The sequence below is a fragment of the Candidatus Epulonipiscium viviparus genome (assembly GCF_000171335.1).
Lineage (GTDB): Bacteria > Bacillota > Clostridia > Lachnospirales > Cellulosilyticaceae > Epulonipiscioides > Epulonipiscioides viviparus.
Genome location: NZ_ABEQ01000045.3, coordinates 1 through 25,353, shown reverse-complemented (window position 1 = coordinate 25,353; position 25,353 = coordinate 1). Strand labels below are relative to the sequence as shown.

At 40.4% G+C, this 25,353-nt stretch carries 21 protein-coding genes; 10 read left to right on the top strand and 11 right to left on the bottom strand.

What is annotated here, in order from left to right; all coding sequences use genetic code 11:
• From EPU_RS07535 to EPU_RS07500, 8 genes are all read left to right on the top strand, one after another.
• Window positions 1-835 (top strand): ABC transporter permease (locus EPU_RS07535; protein WP_010168113.1); only part of this gene is annotated, 835 nt, incomplete at its 5' end.
• Window positions 836-850: 15 nt separating this feature from the next.
• Window positions 851-2,050 (top strand): ABC transporter permease, encoded by a 1,200-nt coding sequence (locus EPU_RS07530; protein WP_010168112.1) that lies wholly within the window; start codon window positions 851-853, stop codon window positions 2,048-2,050.
• A 9-nt stretch (window positions 2,051-2,059) separates the two neighbouring features.
• Window positions 2,060-3,067 (top strand): ABC transporter ATP-binding protein, encoded by a 1,008-nt coding sequence (locus tag EPU_RS07525; RefSeq protein ID WP_010168111.1) that lies wholly within the window; start codon window positions 2,060-2,062, stop codon window positions 3,065-3,067.
• Window positions 3,068-4,042 (top strand): ABC transporter ATP-binding protein, encoded by a 975-nt coding sequence (locus tag EPU_RS07520; protein WP_029488218.1) that lies wholly within the window; start codon window positions 3,068-3,070, stop codon window positions 4,040-4,042. It begins immediately after the preceding gene.
• An 87-nt stretch (window positions 4,043-4,129) separates the two neighbouring features.
• Window positions 4,130-5,797 (top strand): peptide ABC transporter substrate-binding protein, encoded by a 1,668-nt coding sequence (locus EPU_RS07515; protein ID WP_029488217.1) that lies wholly within the window; start codon window positions 4,130-4,132, stop codon window positions 5,795-5,797.
• Window positions 5,798-5,809: 12 nt separating this feature from the next.
• On the top strand, window positions 5,810-7,474 hold the full coding sequence (locus tag EPU_RS07510) for a peptide ABC transporter substrate-binding protein (protein WP_010168108.1): 1,665 nt from the start codon (window positions 5,810-5,812) through the stop codon (window positions 7,472-7,474).
• Window positions 7,475-7,486: 12 nt separating this feature from the next.
• The gene (locus EPU_RS07505; protein WP_029488216.1) at window positions 7,487-9,148 is read left to right on the top strand and encodes a peptide ABC transporter substrate-binding protein; all 1,662 of its coding nucleotides are present in this window, start codon (window positions 7,487-7,489) and stop codon (window positions 9,146-9,148) included.
• A gap of 57 nt (window positions 9,149-9,205) precedes the next feature.
• Entirely contained in the window at window positions 9,206-10,882 is a 1,677-nt protein-coding gene (locus tag EPU_RS07500; RefSeq protein ID WP_010168106.1) for a peptide ABC transporter substrate-binding protein, read from the top strand.
• Window positions 10,883-10,920: 38 nt separating this feature from the next.
• On the opposite strand, the gene EPU_RS07495 is transcribed toward EPU_RS07500, so the two are convergent.
• From EPU_RS07495 to EPU_RS07445, 11 genes are all read right to left on the bottom strand, one after another.
• Window positions 10,921-13,674, bottom strand: a complete 2,754-nt coding sequence (locus EPU_RS07495; RefSeq protein ID WP_029488215.1) for an insulinase family protein — start codon at window positions 13,672-13,674, stop codon at window positions 10,921-10,923.
• A 102-nt stretch (window positions 13,675-13,776) separates the two neighbouring features.
• Window positions 13,777-14,952 carry an aldehyde dehydrogenase family protein gene (locus EPU_RS07490; protein WP_044149822.1) on the bottom strand — a complete coding sequence of 392 codons (1,176 nt, stop codon included), beginning with the start codon at window positions 14,950-14,952 and terminating at the stop codon, window positions 13,777-13,779.
• Window positions 14,942-16,018 (bottom strand): LuxE/PaaK family acyltransferase, encoded by a 1,077-nt coding sequence (locus EPU_RS07485; RefSeq protein WP_029488213.1) that lies wholly within the window; start codon window positions 16,016-16,018, stop codon window positions 14,942-14,944. The genes EPU_RS07490 and EPU_RS07485 overlap by 11 nt, the downstream gene beginning before the upstream one ends.
• 57 nt (window positions 16,019-16,075) lie before the next feature.
• On the bottom strand, window positions 16,076-17,476 hold the full coding sequence (locus tag EPU_RS07480; RefSeq protein ID WP_029488212.1) for an AMP-binding protein: 1,401 nt from the start codon (window positions 17,474-17,476) through the stop codon (window positions 16,076-16,078).
• On the bottom strand, window positions 17,463-17,702 hold the full coding sequence (locus EPU_RS07475) for a hypothetical protein (protein WP_010168101.1): 240 nt from the start codon (window positions 17,700-17,702) through the stop codon (window positions 17,463-17,465). The genes EPU_RS07480 and EPU_RS07475 overlap by 14 nt, the downstream gene beginning before the upstream one ends.
• A gap of 12 nt (window positions 17,703-17,714) precedes the next feature.
• Window positions 17,715-18,686 (bottom strand): transketolase family protein, encoded by a 972-nt coding sequence (locus EPU_RS07470; protein WP_029488211.1) that lies wholly within the window; start codon window positions 18,684-18,686, stop codon window positions 17,715-17,717.
• Window positions 18,683-19,528 carry a transketolase gene (locus EPU_RS11930; protein ID WP_010168099.1) on the bottom strand — a complete coding sequence of 282 codons (846 nt, stop codon included), beginning with the start codon at window positions 19,526-19,528 and terminating at the stop codon, window positions 18,683-18,685. Before EPU_RS11930 ends, EPU_RS07470 begins: the two co-directional genes overlap by 4 nt.
• 12 nt (window positions 19,529-19,540) lie before the next feature.
• Window positions 19,541-20,290, bottom strand: a complete 750-nt coding sequence (locus EPU_RS07460; RefSeq protein ID WP_029488210.1) for an SDR family NAD(P)-dependent oxidoreductase — start codon at window positions 20,288-20,290, stop codon at window positions 19,541-19,543.
• A gap of 18 nt (window positions 20,291-20,308) precedes the next feature.
• Window positions 20,309-21,346, bottom strand: a complete 1,038-nt coding sequence (locus EPU_RS07455) for a hypothetical protein (RefSeq protein WP_010168097.1) — start codon at window positions 21,344-21,346, stop codon at window positions 20,309-20,311.
• A gap of 104 nt (window positions 21,347-21,450) precedes the next feature.
• Window positions 21,451-23,685 carry an AAA family ATPase gene (locus tag EPU_RS07450; RefSeq protein ID WP_029488209.1) on the bottom strand — a complete coding sequence of 745 codons (2,235 nt, stop codon included), beginning with the start codon at window positions 23,683-23,685 and terminating at the stop codon, window positions 21,451-21,453.
• 90 nt (window positions 23,686-23,775) lie between these two features.
• Window positions 23,776-24,363, bottom strand: coding sequence for a DUF1349 domain-containing protein (locus EPU_RS07445; protein ID WP_010168095.1), 588 nt, complete (start codon window positions 24,361-24,363; stop codon window positions 23,776-23,778).
• A gap of 85 nt (window positions 24,364-24,448) precedes the next feature.
• Between EPU_RS07445 and EPU_RS07440 the strand changes: the two genes are divergently transcribed.
• Together EPU_RS07440 and EPU_RS07435 are read left to right on the top strand one after the other, a co-directional pair.
• Window positions 24,449-24,895 carry a GNAT family N-acetyltransferase gene (locus tag EPU_RS07440; RefSeq protein WP_010168094.1) on the top strand — a complete coding sequence of 149 codons (447 nt, stop codon included), beginning with the start codon at window positions 24,449-24,451 and terminating at the stop codon, window positions 24,893-24,895.
• 17 nt (window positions 24,896-24,912) lie between these two features.
• A partial coding sequence (locus tag EPU_RS07435) for a DUF1349 domain-containing protein (protein ID WP_029488207.1) occupies window positions 24,913-25,353 on the top strand: 441 nt, incomplete at its 3' end.

Genomic DNA, 25,353 nt, shown 5'->3' with positions numbered 1-25,353 from the left:
CTATTCCTGGAGTCCATTTACAAGAGATAGAGCATTGCCACCAGAAATAGAAGCCGCACTTATGGAAAAATACGGGTTGGATGATCCGCTGTGGAAACAGTATCTCAATTACGTTGGTAATGTTGTTCAGGGTGATTTGGGAGTTTCAATGCAAAAGATAGGTGTTTCGGTAAATGATATGATCGAACAAGGTCTTCCGGTTTCGGCCAAAGTAGGTATTGTTGCGGTAATAGTAATTTTAGCTTTGGGAATTCCAATAGGAATGATTTCTTCACTCAAGCAAAATACTGTGACAGATCATATTGTTATGTTTATAGCGACGATTGGTATCGCAGTCCCCAGCTTTGTTATTGGAACATTTATAATGTATATCTTTGGTGAAAAACTTAAGCTAATTCCTGCAGGAGGACTTGATGGACCTAGCTCATACATAGGGCCGGTTATTGCGCTTGCTGGATTTTCGCTTGCATATGTAACCAGGCTGATGCGTTCGAGTATGCTAGAAGTATTGCGTCAAGATTATATCAGAACAGCCAAAGCAAATGGTCTAAGTCAAATAAGAGTTATCGGAAAGCACGCACTAAAAAATGCGCTCATTCCAGTCATAACTTATGTAGGGCCAATGGTCGCAAGTATTTTAACAGGATCATTCGTTATTGAAAGAATATTTGCACTTCCTGGAATCGGAAAGTATTTCACTGAGAGTGTTACAAACCGTGACTATACAGTAATCATGAGTATCACATTATTCTACGCCGCTATCTATATCTTTATGGTACTTCTTGTTGATATCGCGTATGCGTTTATAGATCCTCGTATTAAATTTAATGATTAGAAAGGATGAGCAAAGATGTGGGAACCAATTAATAAGGACCTCTTAGGTAGTGCACAAGAAACTAGAAAAAGCCTCACATACTGGCAAGATGTTTGGAGAAGGCTGAGACAAAATGTTATGGCAATGACAGGGTTAGTTATTATTGCAACTATTGCTTTCCTTGCTATGTTTGGGCCAATGTTTTCTGGATACAGTTATTCAGAGCAAAATACGGCCCTTGCCAACATCGCTCCAAATATTCAATTGACAAATATTGGAGGCGGAGATTATGTATTAGTACATAATGACTATAAACTGATAGAAGCAACCGCGGATGGGGAGCTACTAGGTGCTCCCGAAATTATAGAAGATAACAAAGCTGAAAAGTTCATTCTATATCGAATCAATGGCAAAGAAGTAAAATTTGATTATTCTGTTGCACAAAAAAATAGAACTAAAGGTAGTAAAGTTTCTACAGAAAATACTGATATGAAAACCAAATATGATATATATGTAAATGGTAAATTAATTGATAAATATAATGTCAAAGATGTTTGGAATAAAAGCTATATATTAGGAACAGATAATCTTGGTCGCGATGTATGGACGCGTGTATTATATGGAGCAAGAATTTCATTAACAGTAGGTCTTGTTGCATCAGTAGTAAATCTATTTATTGGTGTATTGTATGGAGGAATTTCGGGATACGAAGGCGGAAGAGTGGATAACATAATGATGCGTATTGTTGATATAATCAATTCAGTACCATTACTCTTAATCGTAATTTTACTCATGGTAGTAATTAGCCCAGGTCTGCATACTATTATATTAACAATCGGCTTAGTCTATTGGGTGGGTATGGCAAGACTGGTTCGTGGTCAGGTATTAAGCCTAAAAGAGCAAGAGTTTGTTTTGGCGGCAAGAGCGCTTGGAGTTTCTAAAACTAAAATAGTTATTAAACATCTAATTCCTAACGCTATTGGGCCTATTGTAGTTTCTATGATGATGTCTATCCCAAGCGCGATCTTTACAGAAGCGTTTTTAAGTTTTATTGGTCTTGGCGTTTCTGCACCAGAAGCATCTTGGGGAACTCTTGCAAACGATGCGTTGGGTGGAATCCGTTCATACCCATATCAAATCATAGCACCATCTGTTGCCATTGCACTTACAATGTTTGGATTTAACTTTTTGGGCGATGGTTTGCGCGATGCGTTAGATCCACGTTTAAGGAAATAGGAGGATTTTATGAAAACTAAAAAAATCTTAGAAGTTAAAGGTCTTGAAACCTCCTTTTTTACACACTTAGGAGAAGTAAAGGCCGTACGAAATGTATCATTTGATATTAAAAAGGGTGAGGTAGTTGGGCTTGTTGGAGAGTCTGGTAGTGGCAAAAGCATCACCTGTATGTCTATTATGAAACTTCTTCAGCATCCGGGCAAAATTAAAAAGGGAGAAGTACTGTTTAAAGGTGAAGATTTAGTTACAAAATCTCCAAAAGAGATGCGAAAAATTCAGGGTGACGAAATTTCTATGATATTTCAAGATCCGATGACTGCATTAAACCCTGTATATACTATCGGAAACCAAATGATAGAAGTAATACGCGCACACAAAAAGGTTTCTAAGAAAGAAGCCGAGGAAACTGCACTCAAAATGTTAGAAGCCGTGGGAATTCCTGATCCTGCTAAACGTATGAAAAACTATCCCAACGAATTTTCTGGAGGAATGCGTCAACGTGCCATCATTGCGATGGCGCTTTCGTGTGAGCCAGAGCTATTAATAGCAGATGAGCCAACAACAGCTCTTGATGTAACAATTCAGGCGCAAATTCTGGATCTGCTAAAAGAACTGCGTACTAAATTAGATACATCCATAATATTTATTACGCATGACTTAGGTGTTATTGCAGAACTTTGCGACAGAGTTATCGTTATGTATGGTGGAATGATTATGGAAGAGGCCAGCGTAGTCGATTTGTTTGCATCTCCAAAAAATCCCTATACAATTGGTCTACTGAAATCTGTTCCGAATCCCGATATACTAATCAAACAAAAATTAATTCCGATTCCAGGATCGCCTCCAGACATGTTAAATCCGCCACAAGGATGCGCTTTCTGTAAACGATGCGAATTTGCAATGGATATTTGTTTAGAAGAAGTTCCAGAATTATATGATGTTTCAAAAAGGCATAAGTCAAGATGTCATTTGTATCATCCTGACGCACCAGAATCTGTTAGAAAGCAGGTGATGTAAATGGCTTCTCCGATATTAGAAGTTCAAGAACTCAAAAAGTATTTTTCAAAATCAACAGGATTTATTCACAAAGTAGAGCAACATGTTAAAGCTGTGGATAACGTATCTTTTGCTGTTAATCGAGGCGAAACACTAGGATTGGTTGGAGAATCAGGCTGCGGTAAAAGCACCACGGGGCGTACCATATTAAAGCTATACCAACCAACTAGTGGTAAAATTATATTTGATGGTGTTGACATTACAAACTTYACAGAAAAGCAAATGTTGCCATACCGTAAACGAATGCAGATGATTTTTCAAGATCCCTATGCGTCCCTAAACGGAAGAATGACCATTGCAGATATAATAGGCGAAGCAATTGACACGCACAAAGTTGCTGCTAATCATTCAGAACGCGACGAAATAATAGCCGACCTTCTCGAGAGAGTTGGTCTTATGAAAGATCACGCAAGCCGTTATCCTCATGAATTTTCTGGTGGGCAACGCCAACGTATTGGAATAGCAAGAGCGCTCGCTGTAAATCCAGAATTCATCATATGCGATGAGCCTATTTCTGCACTCGATGTATCAATTCAGGCGCAAGTTGTTAACATGCTAGAAGAGATTCAGAGCAAAACAGGAGTAGGATATTTATTCATCGCTCATGACTTATCTATGGTTAAGCATATTTCAAATAGAATAGGTGTAATGTATCTTGGTCAATTGGTTGAAATAGGAGACAGAGATAAAGTTTATAGTACTCCTGTTCATCCATATACCAAAGCTTTGCTATCTGCAATACCTATTCCAGACCCTCAAAGCGAAAAATCTAAGGGCCGAATTATACTTCAAGGCGATGTGCCTAGTCCATTAAATCCACCTTCTGGTTGCCATTTTAGAACTAGATGCCAATATTGTACCGAAAGATGTAGTGAATCTGAACCYAAGTTACACACAATAGAAGATAATCATCAAGTAGCTTGTCATCTATTTTAGTTAACAAAAAAACGTACAGTGGCAGGAAATGTGACTTCGGTTGCACCTGCCTAYTRTAACAATATAAATAAAAAGGGGAATTTAGAAATGAATAAAAAATTGCTAACAGCACTGCTAGTTACGGCAGCGGCGTTAACCGCTTGTAGTGGAGATGATAATACTACATCGGTAATCACTGAAACTAAAGAAACAAAGCTTTCTCCTGGGGGATATCCTATTTCAGAAAAGCAAGAACTTGTTTACAATCTAGGTTCTGAGCCTCTTACTATAGATCCTCAGCTCAATGCTGCAGTTGTTGGTAGTCAAATTATAAATAACACATTTGAAGGTTTGGTTCGTGATGTACGCGGCGAATTGGTACCGGGAATGGCAGAGTCTTGGACTGTTTCAGATGATGAACGCGTATATACATTTAAAATTCGTGATGACGCCATGTGGTCTGATGGCGAGCCTGTTACTGCACACAATTTTGTGTTTGGCTGGCAAAGAGCCGTCGATCCGGCAGTTGCCTCCGGAGAAGCATATGTAATGGGAAGCGCCGGAATYCTCAACGCCAAAGAAATATTAGCTGGCGAAAAAGATTATACAGAACTAGGCATCAAAGCTATCGATGATAAAACGTTAGAAGTAACACTAGCAAATCCAACTGCATACTTTTTAGAGTTTACAGGCTCCGCGACGTTTATGCCAGCTCGCGAAGACATCGCAGATCCAGAAGGAATGTGGGCTCGAAATCCCGAAACTGCGGTCTCCAATGGTCCGTTTAAACTTTCGGAATATGCCATTGGCAACGAAATTGTACTTACTAAAAATGAGCACTACTGGAATTCTGCTGCCGTCAGTCTAGATAAGATTATATGCAAAATCATTGTCAATGCATCCACTGCATATGCCGCATATCAATCTGATCAACTAGACATCTTTGCGACGATTCCTCCAGCAGAAATTCCAAAGCTCATTGTAGAAAATCCAGAATTTTACATCGTTCCATACATCGGAACTTATTTTATGGTTATGAATTTAAATAACGAAGTTTTTCAAGATATAAATGTTCGCAAAGCACTAAACTGGTCCATCGATCGAACGACTCTCACAGAAATTGCAGGTGCGGGTCAAATTCCTGCAACAGGATTTGTCGGTCCTGGATATCTCGATACAGAAGGAAATGAGTTTCACGAAGTTGCAGGCGATTATGGACTTCCACTTAGAGCAGAGCCCGAAACCGCACAAAAATTTTTGGCCGATGCAGGATATCCAGATGGCGAAGGTTTTCCAGAAATCGAAATTTTGTATAACACAGATGAAGGGCACAAGTTGATTGCAGAAGCCATGCAGGAAATGTGGTCCGAAAATTTAGGCATTGACGTAACTCTTACAAATCAAGAATGGGCCATATTTCAAGAAGCAAGAAATCAACATACTTACGATTCTATTGCAAGGCATGGCTGGATTGGAAGCTATGCAGAYCCCACTGCGATGCTCGATATCTTTATGACTGACAATGTTCAAAACAGTGGCGACTACTCAAATCCAGCGTTCGATGAGCAGATGAATCTCGCACGAACTACTGTCGGAAAGGAACGAATGGATCATCTATACAAAGCCGAAGAAATTTTTATGGCAGATATGTCTATTATCCCTGTGTACTATTACGTTAATACTCTTATTGCCGACGATGATGTCGAAGGATGGGCCATGGATGCTAAAGGAAGACTCTGGTTTGGCGACATTGTAATGCTAGATTTAGAACAATAAGGAGCAGGCAAAATGAATACAAAATTATTGACTGCATTGCTAATTACATCTGCTACGTTAACTGCTTGCAGCGGAGAGGATGCAGCGTCGGCAGTAGCTGCAACTAACGAAACAAAGCTTTCGCCAGATGGATATCCTGTGGCGCAAAAGCAAGAACTGGTCTACAACTTAGGAGCGGAGCCTCTAACCATAGATCCTCAGCTGAATTCTGCTGTAGATGGAAGCCAGATTATCAACAATACATTTGAAGGTTTGGTGCGAGAAGTAAATGGAAAGCTGGTTCCGGCAATGGCAGAGTCTTGGACTGTCTCAGATGATGAACGCGTATATACATTTAAAATTCGTGATGACGCTATGTGGTCTGATGGCGAGCCTGTTACTGCACACAATTTTGTGTTTGGCTGGAGAAGAGTCGTCGATCCCGCAGTTGCCTCGGGAGAAGCCTACGTAATGAGTAGTGCCGGAATCCTCAATGCCGCAGAAATATTGGCAGGCCAAAAAGATTATACAGAGCTGGGTGTTAAAGCGCTCGATGACAAAACATTAGAGGTTACGCTGATCAACCCAACAGCATATTTTTTGGAGTTTACTAGTGTCGCATCATTTATGCCCGCACGCGAAGACATCGCAGATTCAGAAGGAGTTTGGGCACGGACTCCCGAAACTGCTGTGTCCAACGGCCCGTTTAAGCTTTCAGAATACGCAATTGGCGACGAAATTGTACTTACTAAAAATGAATACTACTGGAACGCGGACGCTGTAAGCCTAGACAAAGTTATATGCAAGCTAATTGTCAGTGCATCCGCTGCCTATCCCGCATATCAAGCCGATCAACTAGACATCGTGGCTGCAATTCCCCCAGCAGAAATTCCAAAGCTGATTGTGGAAAATCCAGAATTTTATGTTATTCCATATATTGGAACTTATTTTATGATCATGAATTTGAATAACGAAGTATTTCAAGATATCAATGTTCGCAAAGCACTAAATTGGGCCATAGATCGCACCACTATTACAGAAATTGTAGGTGCAGGCCAGATTCCTGCAACAGGATTTGTCGGTCCTGGATATCTCGACACAGACGGAAACGAATTTCATGATGTTGCAGGGGATTATGGAATTCCTCTTAGAGCAGAGCCCGAAGCTGCACAGAAATTTTTGGCCGATGCGGGGTATCCAAATGGCGAAGGTTTTCCAGAAATCGAAATTTTGTATAACACAAATGATGGGCACAAGTTGATCGCAGAAGCAATGCAAGAAATGTGGTCCGAAAATTTAGGCATCGATGTAACTCTTAAAAATCAAGAATGGGCCGTGTTTCAAGAAACAAGAAATCAGCACGCATACGATTTTATTGCAAGGCATGGTTGGATTGGAAGCTATGCAGACCCCACTGCGATGCTCGATATCTTTATGACCGGCAGTGCCCAAAATAATGGCGGTTATTCAAACGCAACGTTCGATGAACATATGCATCTTGCGCGAACTACTGTCGGAAAGGAACGAATGGACCACTTGTACAAAGCCGAAGAAACTTTGATGACCGATATACCTATTATCCCTGTCTACTATTATGTGAACACTCTTCTTGTAGATGATGATGTGGAGGGATGGGTYATGGATTCCAAAGGCAAACTTTGGTTTGGGGATATTGTAATGCTAGATTTGAACYAATAAGGAGCATTYAAAATGAGCAAAAAATTATTAACCGYATTGCTAATTACATCTGCTACGTTAACTGCTTGCAGCGGAGAGGAYGCAGCGTCGGCAGTAGCTRCAACTAACGAAATAAAGCTTTCTCCAGATGGATATCCTGTGGCGCAAAAGCAAGAACTGGTCTACAACCTAGGGTCGGATCCTCTTACTATAGACCCTCAGCTCAATGCCGCGGTCGTTGGAATCCAAATTATTAATAATACGTTTGAAGGGTTGGTTCGAGAAATTCATGGCGAGCTGATTCCGGCAATGGCAGAGTCGTGGGCTGTCTCAGATGATGGACGCATATATACATTTAAAATTCGTGATGATGCGCGATGGTCTGATGGCAAGTCTGTTACTGCACACGATTTTGTATTTGGGTGGCAAAGAGCTGTCGATCCGGTTGTTGCATCAGGAAAAGGATACGTCATGAGTACGGCAGGCATTCTTAATGCTGCAGAAATTTTGTTGGGTGAAAAAGATTGTACGGAGTTAGGAGTCAAAGCGCTCGATGATAAAACATTGGAGGTAACGCTCGTTAATCCAACGGCATATTTTCTAGAATTTACCACTTCGACCACATTTATGCCCGCACGCAAAGACATTGCAGATCCAGATGGTAGCTGGGCACGGGATCCTGCAACGGCAATTTCAAACGGCCCCTTTAAATTATCAGAATATGCCATTGGCAACGAAATCGTACTTACTAAAAATGAACATTACTGGAACGCTGATGCCGTAAGCTTAGATAAAATTACTTGCAAAATGATCGTTGACGCATCGACCGCATATTCGGCTTATCAATCGGGTCAGCTAGATATCTTTGCAACAATTCCTCCCGCAGAAATTCCAAAGCTGATGGTGGAAAATCCAGAATTTTATACTTTGCCATATATTGGAACTTATTTTATGGTTATGAACATGAACAACGAAATCTTTCAGGATATTAACGTTCGAAAAGCACTCAACTGGTCCATCGATAGAACAACTATCACCGAAATTGCAGGTGCAGCGCCAATCCCAGCAACAGGATATATTGGTCCAGGATATCTCGATACAGACGGAAACGAATTTCACGATGTTGCAGGGGACTATGGAATTCCTCTTAGAGCAGAGCCCCAAGCTGCACAGAAATTTTTGGCCGATGCGGGGTATCCAAATGGCGAAGGCTTTCCAGAAATCGAAATACTTTATAACACAGACGAAAATCACAAATTAATTGCAGAAGCGATGCAAGAAATGTGGGCCGAAAACTTGGGTATAGATGTTAAAATCACCAATCAAGAATGGGCCGTATTTCAAGAAACAAGAAATCAACACGCTTATGACTCAATTGCTAGACACGGCTTAATCGGAAGCTACGCAGATCCAACCACGATGCTAGATATATTCACCACCGGAAATGTCCAAAACAGCAGCGACTATTCCAATGCAGCATTCGATACTCAGATGGCTATGGCACGCACGACGGTCGGAAAAGAGAGAATGGATCATTTATACAAAGCCGAAGAAATTTTAATGGCAGACTTGCCTCTCATCCCAGTTTATTATTATGTTAATACTTTGATTGCAGCCGACGAGGTTGAAGGATGGGTGATGGATGTTAAGGGCGGGCTCTGGTTTGGCGATGCCGTTATGTTAGATTTAGAATAATTAGCAAATTAAACTTTCGTATATTACACATATTATAAATTATAAGGAGATATTAAAATGAGTAAAAAACTTTTATCAATGATGGCACTATTAATTTCTGCAACTGCAATGCTTACTGCGTGTGGTGGAGACGACACAGCGACAGCACCAACCCCAACTGGCGAAGTTCAGCTTTCTCCAGAGGGCTATGTAATTGCGCAAGAGCAAGAACTCATATATAATTTAGGTGCAGATCCCCTTACTATCGACCCTCAGCTCAACTCGGCTGTAGATGGCGGTCAAATTATAAACAACACATTTGAAGGATTAATTCGTGATGTTGATGGTGAAATTAGACCAGGAATGGCAGAATCTTGGACTGTTTCCGATGATGGTCTTGTCTATACATTCAAAATTCGTGAAGATGCGCTATGGTCTGATGGCGAGCCTGTTACTGCACAAGATTTCGTATTTGGATGGCAAAGAGCTGTAGATCCTGCACTTGCGGCTGAATATGCATATATTATGAGCAGTGCAAATCTCCTTAATGCCGTAGAAATTACAGCCGGTGAGAAAAAGCCAGAAGAACTAGGTGTAAAAGCAATTGATGATAAAACGTTAGAAGTTACTCTTGCTAATCCAACAGAATATTTCTTGGGTCTCACAGGTTTTGCAACATTTATGCCAGTGCGCGCTGACGTTGTAGATKCAGAAGGAATTTGGGCAAAAGACCCTGCAAAAGCAATTTCAAACGGGCCATTTAAATTAGAAAAATATTCTCTTGGCGACGAGTTAATTCTTGTTAAAAATGAAAACTATTGGAATGCCGATGCTGTAACACTAGAAAGAGTTGTATGCAAAATGATCGTTGATGCGTCGACCGCATATACAGCATATCAGTCTGGGCAATTGGATATGCTAGAGTCTGTGCCTACTGCGGAGATTCCAAAGTTGATGGTAGAAAATCCAGAATTTTATATCAATCCGTATATCGGAACATACTATATGGTGCTAAATTTAAACAACGAAATCCTTCAAGATGTAAACGTTCGTAAAGCACTCAACTGGGGAATCGATCGTACTACTATCACCGAAATCACTGCAGCAGGTCAGCTCCCAGCAACAGGATTTGTAGGACCTGGATTTTTCGATGCAGATGGAAATGTATTCCACGAAGTTGCTGGTGACTATGGAGTTCCAGTGCGTGCGGATGTAGAAGCAGCGCAAAAATTCTTGGCAGATGCAGGATATCCAGATGGCAAAGGTTTTCCGAAACTCGAAATTCTTTATAATACCAACGAAGGAAATAAAATCATCGCAGAAGCTATGCAAGCTATGTGGGCAGAAAACCTTGGCATCGATGTAACGCTCACTAATCAAGAGTGGGCTGTCTTCCAAGAAACTAGAAACAACCAAGCKTATGATTCGATTGCAAGACACGGTTGGATCGGCGACTATGTGGATCCAAACACTATGCTAGACATCTTTACCACTGGCAATCCACAAAATAACGGTGGCTATTCAAACCCTGATTTCGACGAACAAATTGCGTTGGCAAGAACAACAGTTGGGCAAGAGCGCATGGATCACTTATACAAAGCCGAAGAAATTTTTATGAACGATATGCCGATCATCCCTGTTTATTATTATGTAAACACCTTAATTGCAGTGGACGAAGTGGAAGGCTGGGAAATGAACTCTCAAGGCAAGTTGTGGCTTGGAGATATCGTAATGCTAGATTTAGATGCAGAATAATCAACTTATAGGGGGGCTGAGTGCCCCTTTTTTGTATGCTATTTTTTAATACACACACCCTTTTTGCTATCATTAATAATTTCGGTTAAATTTTCCATTTCTGCTCTCAAATCATCTGCATCTAATTTTGCTATTTCCTTTTGCGTATGTTTCAAAAAATCGGTTTCAACATCCATCAAAGACATCGTGTGTGCAATGCTGGCCTTTTTGGTATCTGCGCCTAATAGGCCAAATTGTGCCTGAAAATCGCTTATCGCCTCCGATTTTGCCAGTAAAAGTTTTTCCTCAATATTTTCAACGTCTAGCATTTGTGGCATATCATTGATTATATCTACCGAACTTTTATAATGCGGATCTCGATACGTATAAATACTTATTGTATTGGGAAATTTGATTTGCATTCCGCTGCCATACGCGCCTTTTTTGATTCTGATCTCAGGCTGCAAATAGTTTTTCGTCGCRAAYGCKGCAAGCAGATAGTCTTGTCCGTCTACAAARTCYTTTTTGGTATCATAATTATATAGCAAATAGTCAACCTGTCCCTTCTTGTAATACACACTRTCTTTAGATATAACCTTAAAGTTGTAGTCTTGTTCTTGCACATCGTGTAGCATATTCTCCTTAATAAATGCTTTCCAGCTGCGATACGTATGCTTCACTTCAGATTTGTCACCAATRATMGCMACAGAAGAATCTTCCGTCGGTGCCAGCTTGTTGGCGACTTCAAATGTTTTTTCGATATAGTTTGGCTGCATTCCCTTTTTGCATTCAAGCGCAAATTTATAAAAYGGGTAATGTGCCTCATATAAATATCGCTTTGCGCCGCTGCCAGTGCCATTTGTCAATTGCATTAATGTGGTAATGATATCGTTTTGAAATTCGCTATAAAATTTGGATATTATCTTTTCGATTTGCATAGAATGCCAGTGCTCGTCCTTGCCCTTTAGATATTGCTGCACTTCCTGAAGAAGCTCTGTCTGATTGGTCTCATTATCCGTCACTATTTCGATTTTCTGATACGGCCTATACTCCTCTTCGTCCTCAAACGCGACAATCTTCGAGTTTAATATTCCCTTAAACGGCGTCATCTCTCGCCCGGCCTCTTGAAGCAAAAAGCTATACAAAAATAAATGCGGAAGCTCTTCTTGTGGAATATGCGATGTATTTAGATACAATTCTGTGGTCAATAAATTTGTGTCCGCATAATACAAACTATAGTCTATATCCTGATGCTCATGTTCCCTTTTCTTAATATCATATCCTATAATCATTTTCTTAAGCTCAGTTGGCTCCAACACCTTCTGGTCATACGTTTTCTGCCATTCTCTCATAGAGGTAACTATATTAGTCCACTGATCCTGRTCGATTGCAGCTATTTCTAAGGGATTTGCCGGAGCCGCATCATTGCTAGGCATTAAGTTGATATTCACACACTGTGCCTGCCTAAATATCTCGCTTCCGGCAATCTCGTCAACGTCCGATAAATGCTCTATATACTTGTGCGTTGTATAATACGACATCTGATCCACATCGTGAACCCAATTCGAAACCATCGTATGCGTTATATCAAGCCCCCGCGATATGTTCATTTCTTCGTTAGCCAACTCTAACTTAAGCTGCCTTATAACGTCTTGTTCTAACAAAATATCTTCGGGTCCATCAAATAGAGTTGCTAATTCTTCGTCTATAATGGTACGAACATGGGTTATTTCTTCGGGATTTACCTTAGATACAATAATGGAATATATAGGGTTGACCAGCTCTTGGTCCTTAAAAATTTCGATTTGCTCTATGCCGCGMGTTTTGAGATTTCTGCGAAATTGAGAATTGGGATTGATTACATAGGTGTTTAGCCACAAATCTAATTCTATCATTTTAATCGCATCCATTTTGTCGGGCATAACAAAGCTTTTTATAACATACGCATCTTGCTCTTCTGTGCTATATGTCAACTCCGTATCTGTATATTTCAACGTCGGGCTAGTATTAACTGCTATGGCCGTGGCAGATGCGTCTCCTTCGGCATCCAACAAATAGGTGTCAATTATCTTGAGCGTRTCGTTTATATCTAAATCTCCATAAAGGGCAATCATCATGTTTTGCGGGTAATAATAGCTTTTATATGTGTCTACAAATTGCTGATATGTTAGTTTGGGTATTTCGGCTACGTCCCCGCCGCTATCGTTTTGGTAATGCGTTCCCTCATAAACTGTTTTGCGTATGTTTCGATACAAGATGCGACCCAACTGGCTGTTGGCACCCTTCATTTCGTTATAAACAACGCCACCATATTTGTCTGTATTTGGGTCAAAATAAAAAGACTCCTCATAAAAACTGTGCGGCGAATTCAACATGTTTGGGTTAAACACGCTATCGAGATATACTTCTAATAATCCATAGAAGCTCTCTTCATAAGGAGTCTGAAACGGATACAGTGTATAATCTGCAGCTGTTTGTGCGTTCATATATGTGTGGGGAAAGTTGGCATTTGCATCAAAGAATAGCGTTCCGCTGGGAAATTTCTTAGATCCAGTAAATACGGTATGTTCGATAATATGATTTACACCTGTATTGTCTGTTGTTGGTGTACGCACTCCCAAACAAAATGTGGCAAGCTTATCTTTGTTTTCCACCCATTTGATGCTCATCTGTGTTGGCGTATGCACATATGAATGAATCTCGTCTAGGTTGTATACGCTAGTTTGTTCCTCTATAAAATTTTTGGGAATAGCGTAAACATTGGTACTGATTAAAATTGTGGTAATCGCTAGTAACTGCTTTAGCATATGCATGGCATGCACCTCGTTCATTATAATTATCTATTAGGGTGTGCATTTTTGAAGATTTTAATACATTCTAATTTCAGCAAATTAAAAACCCTCTACAGCAGAGGGCTAAGAAAAGACAATTCGAGAGAGTCGCAAAATTAAGTTGGCGCCATCCCAAATTAAATTGAAGTCTGTGGTTTTTCCTATATCAACTACCCGATCGATTCCTCGAATACCGCGTACAACAACAGCATCTGCTATAGCTGCAGTTCCTGCATATGCAATGGTCTGGTATTTTTTGTCAGCAATGGAGAGCAAGTCTTCGATGTCGGTTGCTACATATTCAACGAAACTACCTCCAGCTGTATAAAATTTCGCCACATCTGCAGTGAGAGAAGCCACTTCAAGTCGTGTGATATAGTTATCTGCTACCACAATCGATGCGTCATCTAGTTCAATGGCTGCTCGACATGCATTGGTGTACTTGTCAACGGCAACAACAGTTTCGAGCGAATATCGAGCCACCACCTGATCGTAAACTGCGGCCCAAAATTTTGTTTTTGCCGCGGCAACTGCAGTCTCGTCACCTATCCAATAAACTAATCGTGGCGATGTGCATGCGTTTTGATCATACAAATAAGTGTCGTTATAAAATCCCTCTGCCAACTTTGAGAGGTCGTCCATTTGCTCGATGAATTCTGCATCAACAACTGCCACTGAGTAGCGGTCTGCAAAAGTAATATCAAAAGCGCGAGGGGCAATCTCGGCCTTCCTCACTGCAGCTATCGTGTCGTCACCGCCCCATATCATTCGTACATCGCACATGGCAGAAAGGGTAGCCGTCGCCTCGGCATTAGCAGAAGGATATTGAACGATGGTTGCATACTCCGCCGGAAATCCTGTCTGTGCAGTAGCGGCTTCTATTGCAGCAACAATGATGGCTGTCTGATCAAAATCCTTGCTGGAGATTTTCACTATCGATGCGTTTCCGGCAAGTAACGCAGCAACAAGAGAGTACGCAAAGTTTATTGGCACGTTGCTCGGTGCGATATGAAAGCAAAGGCCTTGTCCCACTCGTGATGCTGTATCGTATTTTTGTGACATTGCTATAAGATTTTTGTGCCTACARAAAAAAGCAAAGGTGACGATATCGGGAAATGCTCTAACGGTTTTATCTTTCATCAATATATCAGATATTGTAGCCAAGAATTCTATTGCATCAGGATCAAACGGTCTTAATGCTGCAGCTTTCTGAGCAGATGCTATGTCTCCGCATAATACAATTATGTTATTATTTTCCATAAGTGTCACTGCACCCCCTTAGTTCGGCGTTTTTAATTCTGCCAAAGATCTTAAAATACTTGCCCAACCTTCCGCAAGGGCAGTCGTCCTCGCCGCAAATCATTCCTTCGTCTTCTGTTAATAAAATGTGACCGGGATATGAGTATGGCAAAATGGATACGACCTCGATCAAGCCGCGTTCCCCRATCTTGGCAACGGAAAAATCGCGGGGGTTGCGTATACAAAYATCGCTAAAGATGCTGCTATGAAGGTTGCCCTCRCTGCATTCGACGTAGATAGTGCCCGTCTGTTCGACCATGCCGTAGTAGTCGTGGATGCTGCGTATGCCACAAACTTCGTTAAGAGCTTGGTGAAACTTCTCTGYACTAACAGCTTGATCAATGAGTTTTTTCCAGCCACCGCCATGAAATAAGATAGCTTCTGATAAGTCGGGGCGATAATCCGATTCAAGAAGTGCTTTATAAAAATGTTGCCAAATCATAAATGTAAATCCGAACAAGAAAATCGGTTTTCCAGAATGCTTCGCCAAAAATAGTTTTAAGCCCTCAACATCCAAGTTCATATCATCATCAAAAGCGAAAATTTTATCTCTAGCAAAAATAGAAAAGCCTATGATTCCCGCACCTCTGGCAGAAAACATTTGACGGTTTTTAACCACCCCGCTACTATCTAATATAATCATAGGAAGTCTGCCCTTGCCTATAAAGTTGGCAACGATTTTGGTCAAAGTTTTGGTTTGAATATTGCTAGTAGTTTTGTCGAGGAAAATTTTGGAAACTTGCTGCCCAGTGGTGCCAGAGCTGGTGAGCGTYTTAAAAAGYATTTCGTCAGGAACRCTTTTGAGGTTGTATTCCTTAAATAATCGAACTGGAATAAATGGTATGTCAGTATAGCTTGCAGCTGATGCCGCATCAAAATTGAATGCATCGAGGATTTTCTTATACTCAGGGCAATTTTCATAGTGATGTTGCGTTAGATCTATAAGTAGTTCGGAGATCCATCGTTGCTTAGTATTTTTATTCATAGAGTATGGTGCTAAGTTTAAAAKTTCATCATAGTCAATCATATGACCTCCTGGTTTTTCTTAGGCAGCGCACGCTCAATACACTGCCTAAGCATCGGATTATGGTATTTGCAATTCCGTATACAATATTTTTCCTGCATCGTTTTTAGGTATTGCAGCTACAGAAGTATATTGGAATGCGGCAGAGTTTAGGGATGTCTTTTCGGCAAGGAATTTTCGCATAGCTTCTCCAGCAAATGCGTCGGTTGTAAATATCCATAGCGCATCATCAACTCCGCCTACAGCACATTCGATTGTTGGAAACGCGGTCTTTAACATACGTTCGGCTTCATCCAAATTTACACGGTTGCCATATATTTTAAGGAAGCGTTTCTTTCGACCCACGATATAGAAATAGCCATCTTCATCAAAYTCTGCCATATCGCCAGTATCTAATACCCCCTGGCGCTCATCGCCTTTAGYTAGGTCGACCGCAGACTCCGCATATCCTAGCGTTACGTTATCGCCATAATATATAAGCTCGCCTGTTGTAAATGGTGTAGTAATCTGATTACCTTCTTCGTTTATCAAAATTAATTTGCCGCCTGGAATTGCAATGCCCATGCTGCCAATTTTTGTCAAATTCTTGTCTGCAGGCAGATAGGCCATTCTAGCTGTTGCCTCACATTGGCCATACATAACCACAAACTGGCGACCCGTCTCCTCCGCATATTTGGCAAACGCATCATGAAGCGATGGTAACAATTTTCCTCCAGCCTGTGTCATAGTTCGTAAACTAGGCAGCTTCATTTTGAAAAAGCGCAGCTTGTCGAGCATCTCATACGTATATGGAACTCCTCCAAAGCTCGTTGCTTCGCGTTCCTTAAAAAACGTCCAAAATTCTTTTTGTGTAATCGATTTGTTGGTGATTAAAATAGTCGCGCCGACCAGCAGATGCGAATTGATTATACTTAGTCCGTAGGTGTAATTCATCGGCAGCGTTGTAATAGGTCTCTCGGTTTGATCGATTTCTAAATAGTCTGCGATGCTCGCTGCATTAGAAAAAATATTCTTGTAGCTTTGGCGAACAAATTTGGGGCTGCCGGTGGATCCGCTTGTGGTTAACAACAAAGCGAGTTCGTGATATATTGGTGTCGTATTATTTGGATTGCTCAGCAAAACAAAGCCATACTTTTCATATACCAATCTATAATCTGCGTATCTGGCGGCCAATTCTTTTGGAACCCACAAATATTTGGGTTTATACTGCTCTATCAGATACTGCTCTTGTGTTGGATCCATCGAAGCGCTCAGTAATGCGGGTACGCATCGGCTGGCTATTGAAGTTACGTATCCTACAAAATCACCCATCGTGTTATTGCATAAAATAAAAAGTAAGGAGCGAGTGGCCATATGCGCTCCCAAAGTAGCGATTTCGTCTGCTAGTTGATTATAGGTCAACGAAACCCCCGATTCATCAATTGCTGCTACGTTGGTAGCRTATTTTTTAAAATTCCACATCGTATTTCTCCGCTAAAATTTCTTTGCCCTTGTCAAAAGAGCTGAGATCAACGATATCATCAGTTTCCATCATAATATCAAATGCCTCTTCGATTTCGTTTACTAGGTTAAAGTGGCCAACGCTATCCCAGTCATCGATATCGTGATATTTGAGCACCTTTGCTTCTTCGGCACTAATGTCAAATGTATCAATAAAAATTTTTAAATACTTTTCATTGTTGTCCATAACAAATCTCCTTTACGAATTGATTAATCTCTTGATTTCCGCCACTAGCGGCTCGCCCTTCAAATTATTTTTTTCGAGGCAATAGTCAAATGTACCAGCCATATCATACTTGGCATCCAGTCCAATGCGCCTCAACTTAGGAAATTTTTCTCGCAAAATAACTTGATCGGATATGAAGCTGCCCAAGCCACCTTTTTTGCGGTGCTCCTCAACGGTAATTATCATATCACTCTTGCAAATCTCATCCAAGCTAGCATCATCAATCTGTGAAAGCGTATGCACATTCCATACTGCAGCATGTATTCCTTCTGCAGCCAACGCCGATGCTGCAACGAGRCAGTGATATACTGAAGTGCCCGCAGCCAGTAATGCTATATTGCCATCCTCTTTTAAGCATATGGGTTTGCCAATAACGAAATCATAATCTTGCTTATATACAATTGGGTTTGAWGCATCTCCGGTAAGCCTTATATAAACYGGCCCATCGTACTCGGCAGCTGCGATCACGGCTTTTTGCGCTTCAACACTGTCGGCAGGTGAGAGAATTGTAATATTGGGAATGGCACTTAGCGCGGCAACATCTTCTAGTGCGTAATGACTATTGCCTAGCATTCCCGAAGAAAATCCACAGTTGATAGAAACCAATTTGATGTTCTCCTTCATGTACCCCATAAAGTTTTTGACAAATTCATTTGCTCTCATCACATTAAAATTAGCGAAGCTCGCAGCAAACGGTATAAATCCTTCTGAAGCCAATCCCGCAGCGATTCCAACCATGTTTTGTTCTGCAATACCTACATTAAAAAATCGATCAGGATGCGCCGAAGCAAATCGTTCGAGTCTACAAGAACTTTTTAAATCTCCAGTCAATGCACAAATTTTATCGTTAGATTTTCCTAGCATATCTATGGCAACACCAAGAGCTCCGCGTTGTCCCAACAAACTAAGAGTGCGAGCCGTTTTTTTAAATTCCTTGTCTGTCATACTGTCACCTCATCTTGTGTAACAATCATTTCCGCAACATTAATACTTGTCGCATCATCAACTTCGGCGATGTTTAGTTCGGCTAACGCGGCATCGAGCTGATCCTTAACCAATCGCGTATGATGCCACTCATTATTGGCTTCCATAAACGAAATTCCCTTGCCTTTTATTGTGTTGGCATAGACCAATAGCGGCTTGTTTGCAGGCTTGAGGCTAAAAGCTTCTCGCAGTTGATCACAATTATTTCCGTCTATAGAAGYAACGCTCCAACCACAGGCTGCCCACATGGCTGGCAAATCACAAGATAGTACTTCTGCAGTAGGTCCATCTAGCTGGAATTTATTGGCATCTACGATAGCTATCAAATTGGTAAGCTTTGCAGACCCCGCAAACATTGCAGCTTCCCACACCGAGCCTTCGTTACATTCGCCATCGCCCAACAGTACATATACTCGGTCATCAGCACCGGTAATTCTCGCCGCCAACGCCTTGCCAATACCAAAGGAGAGCCCCATTCCAAGGCTGCCGGTAGAACATTCTATGCCGATATCCAAATTTTTAGAAGGATGCGTAGATAAAATTCCGCCATCTTTGCCAAATGAAAACAGTTGCTCTTTGGTTATCAATCCTGCTTCATATAAAACTGTGTAATACCCAATGCCCCCGTGGCCCTTGCTCAATATAAAACAGTCGTTGGGGCGCTTAATATCAAAATAAATTACCTTTAAAATTTCGATAATAGAAAGCCCGGCACCAATGTGGGCACCAGAGTTTCCCTTGCTGTATGCCATTTCTAACAAATTTCGTCTCATATCATTGCAAACTTTGATATCTGACTCCATTGCAACCTCCTTCTAATTTCTAATTAGTCCACCATCCACAACAATAACTTGTCCCGAAATAAAGTTAGATTTCTCCGATGCCAAAAARACCGCCGCATTAGCAACATCGGCAGGAGTACCCATCCGTCTCATATCGGTTTGATTCACTTGCTCTTCGACAAACTGATCGTCTTGGAGCTTAATCATGTCAGTTTGAATAACTCCAGGYGCAATGCAGTTAACACGAATGTTGTTTCCGGCCAGCTCCTTCGAGAGTGCTTCCGTCATTGAGATCATGGCAGCCTTTGAGGAGCAATAAATACTACGACCGAATCGTACGTCTTTGCCGGCAATAGAAGCGATATTGATTATGCTACCACCACCGTTTTTCATCATAAGACGAGAGATATTTTGCATCAGTATAAATGGTGCGAACAAATTAACCTGAAATATTTGCTCGAGCTCTGCCATTGTAGATCGATGAAATAACGAATTATGAACTATGCCGGCATTGTTAACGAGCGCATCAATAGGCRTYTTCTTTTTCATAAACTCACGCATAGCGTTCTTTACTGCATCTGCGTCAGATAAATCAAAATATATTGGCTCGATTGCAACTTTGTAGGTATCAGCTAATTTGCCTAGRTGCTCTGTAAACTCTGCAGTTTCTTGTCGGGCGTGAGCAACTACTGCAGCGCCATTGCTTGCGTATGCTTCTAATATTGCGGCACCAATTCCGCGGTTACTTCCTGTAATTAATGCGGTTTTTCCTTCTAATAACATAGCTCATCCTTTCTAATTCTAAACAATACTGGGTCTGTCTTGATCTGAGTCGGCCTTAAAAAATAAAGTTTCGTCGGGTTTATAATGAACCCATATATCGATGTTGCGCTTCAAAAATGGTTCAAAATAATTTGGAATTATATTTGCATCGTTGGCGAGGCGCTCTACAAATCCTGCCGCCAAAATATATTCCGCATTAAATCCGTGTTCATAAAAATCAATATATTCATAATTGCCTGCTATAAGCAATTGGGCCAAATTTGCACCCACCATAGCAAAAAGTTTTTGGTCTCCCAGAAAATCTACAATTCTGAGGATGGCTCTATCTTCAACCTGAATTGCTCTGATTATAACAACGGCATTTGCAGCGTCGGTAGGCATAGCGCCAGTAGGCTTAATTGCAAAGACCTGATATTTATATATGGGATGATTGTAGTATCGATATTCTATATACGCCGCATCTTTGCGAGGGATCTGCGGATGTTTTGCGATATCAAACGCGGCCACAAAATCTGATGCCGAATGCAGTGGCACAAGCGTTGCCCCAGTAGAAATTGTAGTCGATGCCAAATTTTCTATGCTAGCAATTTTGAAATCTACCATTTCTGGGTTCAGCATATAAAAGTGACGCATCTTGGCACATTGATCCTTAAACAAACGTTCTCTGATGGGAACTGTAGTGTTGATATTTAACCCGCTGCCCAAATGATTTTCGGCACCAGTTAGCGATAGAATGCGTTTGCCTAGCTCGATACCTAAAAACGGCATGTTTTCGCGTTCATCCTTGACCTTCCAAAGGCTGCCCCATAGATCAGGAGAAGCGCCTCCTTTGGCACAATTTAAAAAGCAGAGAATGCCTTCTAGAGAATTGGTAGATTTTTTGATAGCAAGAACCGCGTTAATTTTGTTCCCTTCTCTAAATTCATATTCAAACAAAATCTCGTTGCTACCTAAGATATGACCCTTTTTCCAATAATTGTCAATAAATTGCATAATGGCAGCTTGATCATCTGCAGTTGCTAATCGAATATCATAAACTTCATCATATTTATTCATCGGAACCTCCTTTCAAGAATGGTGATCTTAGTATTACCCTTTTTCTCAATATTTATAAGCATAAAAAAGCTACACTGAAACTTACATAGTGTAGCTTAATTTATCTATTTCATGTTCATTGCCATCAAATTTTTTATAACAGCATATTCTACTTGAGTAGAGGATAATCCGGTTAGCAGTTCGATGCCCTCCTCATAATGTTTAATTGTATAAATATGAAAGCGACTGTCTTTGATRCTGTTTAAAATTTCGTCTGACAAAACCAAATCTACCGTATTTTGATGAGGAATAATAACGCCCTGATCACCAGTTAGCCCCTTGCTTTGGCAGGCTCTAAAGAATCCCTCGATTTTTTCGTTGAGCCCCCCCACGGGTTGGATGCAGCCATATTGATTGATAGACCCAGTTACTGCCAAGTTTTGCTTAATAGGAATATCCGCAATGCTGGAGATAATAGCATAAAGCTCCGCACTAGAGGCACTGTCGCCGTCGAGCCCACCATAGCTTTGTTCCATGCATATCTTGCAGCTCAAATTAAGATCAATATGTTTGGCAAATCGATTTCCGATAAAGCCTTCTATAATTTCGACGCCCTTGGTGTGAATTTCGCCGCTTAGCTTCGCAACTTTTTCGATGTTAATAATACCTTTTTTGCCTCTATATGAAGTTGCAGTAATCTTTGCAGGTTGCCCCAGCGAGTATTCACCTAAATCGTATACGCAAAGACCGTTAATTTCTCCAACTTTAGCGCCGCTTACATCAATCAATGTTCTCTCCAGTAAATAATCCTCGGCGGCATTTTTGTGAACTTTATTTAACAATGTTTTGTGAAAATTATCCACCGCATCGATATCAGCGGCAGTAATTTCGTCTGCTGCTATAGAATTGGCTTCCTCRATAAACTTCATTATTGGTCTAAAGTCTAAGTTGATTTTGTCGGAGCGTTCCTGAGTTTTTCTAATTGCACGCAACAGTGCGGCGGTTGTAACCGGTTTGAGATTTTTWGCCTTCGTAAATTGTTGAACTTCGTATCCAATCACYTCTACCATATTTTTTGTGTAAGCAACGCAATCAGCAAAGTCAATTCTCAACTTAAATAGTTCATCAAACATAGCACTATATTCTTTGAGTGCTTCGTGGTGATAATGTGAACCAACCATAATAATGCGAACGTTGGCAGTAATTTTTGCGGGCTCCAGCATTTTGGGTTTATTGATCGTGTCGCTTTTAATATCTTTCATAGCAATAAAGCCGGTCTTGAGTGTTTTGGCGATGGCATCCCAGCCGTCTATGCGTTCAACAATATCGGCAGCCTTTACAATCAAAAAGCCGCCGCGTGCYTTATGAAGCTCTCCTGCTATAATATTAGATACTTCTGGAGTATCGTTAATGACGATGTTTCCTAGCAAAGAGCTATAATCACATTCGGTGGCTAATATTACTGGAGCGCCTTTTGTTGCGCCGTTATCAACAATTACGTTTACTTCGTATCGCTTTAAAAATTCATCTATATCGAGACCACCTAGCATAGGCAATAATGCGCTTAAGGCTGATTCASCTTCTGGATTATCGGCTGGCGGAGCAAATGTCTCGGCGTTTTCTATGATGTCATCAGAAATRTTTTGAAAATATTGTAGCAATTCTGGATAGGTACTATACTTTGTTTTAAGTTTGTGCAAAGGGGCACTGATTTGTTTCAGGAGTTCCTCTTCGAAAATGTTTGTTAATGCAGTATCCAACTGGTCATCTAAGTCATGAATCTTAGTAATGGTAATTTGTGCCAATTGCTTTACAAGCGCTGCGTTCGCCTCAGAATATTTTATCTTATGCCCAGATGCAACAAAAGACCAGCCGCCATCTACATCCTTAATCTTAAACCCCAATTTTAAAACTTCGGTTTTTAAGGCAGCAAATAATTCGTCCTTTGCAATATCGTTGGCATTAACCAGATCTTGCTCCTGAGATAAAGTATTCGAAAATTTGAGTTCGTTTTTCAAAAATGCGGTAAACTCCTTTAGGTCATCGCTAAGACGCGCACCGACTCCGGCTGAGATATATACAGCATTAGGTTTGTTTGGCTCATCAAAATTAAATACGTAACATAAATCATCTGGGGTCTCTAGTGAAGTGGCCTTGTCTTCAATCATTTGTCTGATTTTGTCTAAAAAATGGTCTTCGCTTGCGATAAAAATACTATAATCGTTTAAATTTAAAGCAAAATTTAGCGCAGAAACATCTTGTTGTATAAAGTAATGATTTTCAGAAATTTGTTCTGTAGTATCGAAAACAAAATCTGAAGGTTGAAATAAATCTTTCACTTGTAGCCATGTAAGTTCCATAATTTTCACCCCTCTTTAGATTATATAATATGACAGAGGGTTGTATATATCTACAAGTTTTGCTGAGGTTGACAAATAATTTTTTGAAGCTTATTGTCCGGTTCGAATATTGTTCACTGTAATTGCTTTGATTTCCAGGTCATCAAACGTTGCAGTGGTGCCCTTTCCAACGGGAGATTGACACGCCAGACCTGCGTAGATGGTTTTGTTAAAGGGGATGTTAAAAAGCCTAACCATGTTGTAAACTTCTCCATCTAATGAATAATGAAATGAGATATTATTTTTTACTCGCACGGCCTTGAGATACACATATTTTTGACGGATGTTACAGCCGTTGGCATCATCAGAAAAGTTTTCGGTAACTACACTCACAACGGCAATAGTGGCAAAATCAGTTTGTTCAAAACACACCTTTGCCCATAAATTTTCATCGCTCATTAGCATCAAAACTCCAGAATCGTAGGTGTAGGTAAAATCCACTTCGACTTTTACAGTTATTACAAAATCTCCAGTAATTTCTTGGAACAAAAAAGGTGCGTTGCCTCTTCGAATAACAGAATCTGTATTGGTATCGTATCCAACAAAGAAGTCTGTCTCTGCAGCGGCGGTAAGAGTAATTTTTCCAGATTTATGCACTTTTTGTGATCCGTTTGCAGAATTTAAGAATTTCATTTTCATTAAAATCATCTCCTTTACAGATGGTGTAATAAGAATAGTTTCTCCAAAAAAGTATTTTTTAGTAAATCGAGGTTATAATATTACTATGATAAAAGAAGTGAAAAATAAAAAACAATTTTTGGAGCTATTGCTTTTGGCAGATGAGCAAGAAAGTATGATTGACAGATATTTAGAAAACGGGACTATGTATGCGCTATATGATGAAAAAGTTTTGCGAACTATTTGCGTAGTTGCAGTAGTTAAGGGCAAAACGGCTACTCTCGAAATAAAAAATATTGCAACAGTACCGGAGTTTCAGCGTTGCGGTTACGGTTATTCTATGATAGAATATCTCGCGAACGCATATGCAGATGACTTTGCGGAGATTATAGTGGGAACTGGTGAGAGTCGATTGACTATTCCATTTTATGAAAAGTGCGGCTTTACTAGATCACATGTAGCGAAAAATTTTTTTGTAGATAATTATGATCATCCGATTTATGAAAATGGAATACAACTGGTGGATATGATATATCTAAAAAGAACATTATAAATAGGAAGGAATTTTGTATGAAACATTTTGAATGGACCAATGCCCCAAAAGATTTTGTTATATCAGAAGATAGAGTGGAAATCGTGACGCAACCGCATACGGATCTATGGCAGAGAACTTTTTATCACTTTAGAAATGATACGGCACCAATTYTGCAAATGTCGACAGATAAGCAATATTTTTCGTTTGTGGTAAAGACGCAGTTTGATAGCAAGCATCGGTATGACCAGTGCGGCATTGCTATGTATTTGGATTGTGATAATTGGTTTAAGGCTTCTATAGAAAAGGAAAATGATGAGTTTGGGCATTTAGGAAGTGTTGTAACAAACAATGGATATTCAGATTGGGCAACAACAGAAATTGCCGCTAACATTACTTCGATGTGGTACCGATTAAGTAGACGAGAAAACGATTTTCGCATCGAATGTTCTAAAGACGGTATAAACTTTCGCAGATGC

Bases quoted from the DNA above. Each gene is read 5' to 3' on its own strand.
- EPU_RS07530 (WP_010168112.1), top strand. From the start codon at position 851: ATGTGGGAACCAATTAATAAGGACCTCTTAGGTAGTGCACAAGAAACT.
- EPU_RS07525 (WP_010168111.1), top strand. From the start codon at position 2,060: ATGAAAACTAAAAAAATCTTAGAAGTTAAAGGTCTTGAAACCTCCTTT.
- EPU_RS07475 (WP_010168101.1), bottom strand. From the start codon at position 17,702: ATGGACAACAATGAAAAGTATTTAAAAATTTTTATTGATACATTTGAC.
- EPU_RS07455 (WP_010168097.1), bottom strand. From the start codon at position 21,346: ATGAATAAATATGATGAAGTTTATGATATTCGATTAGCAACTGCAGAT.
- EPU_RS07445 (WP_010168095.1), bottom strand. From the start codon at position 24,363: ATGAAAATGAAATTCTTAAATTCTGCAAACGGATCACAAAAAGTGCAT.
- EPU_RS07440 (WP_010168094.1), top strand. From the start codon at position 24,449: ATGATAAAAGAAGTGAAAAATAAAAAACAATTTTTGGAGCTATTGCTT.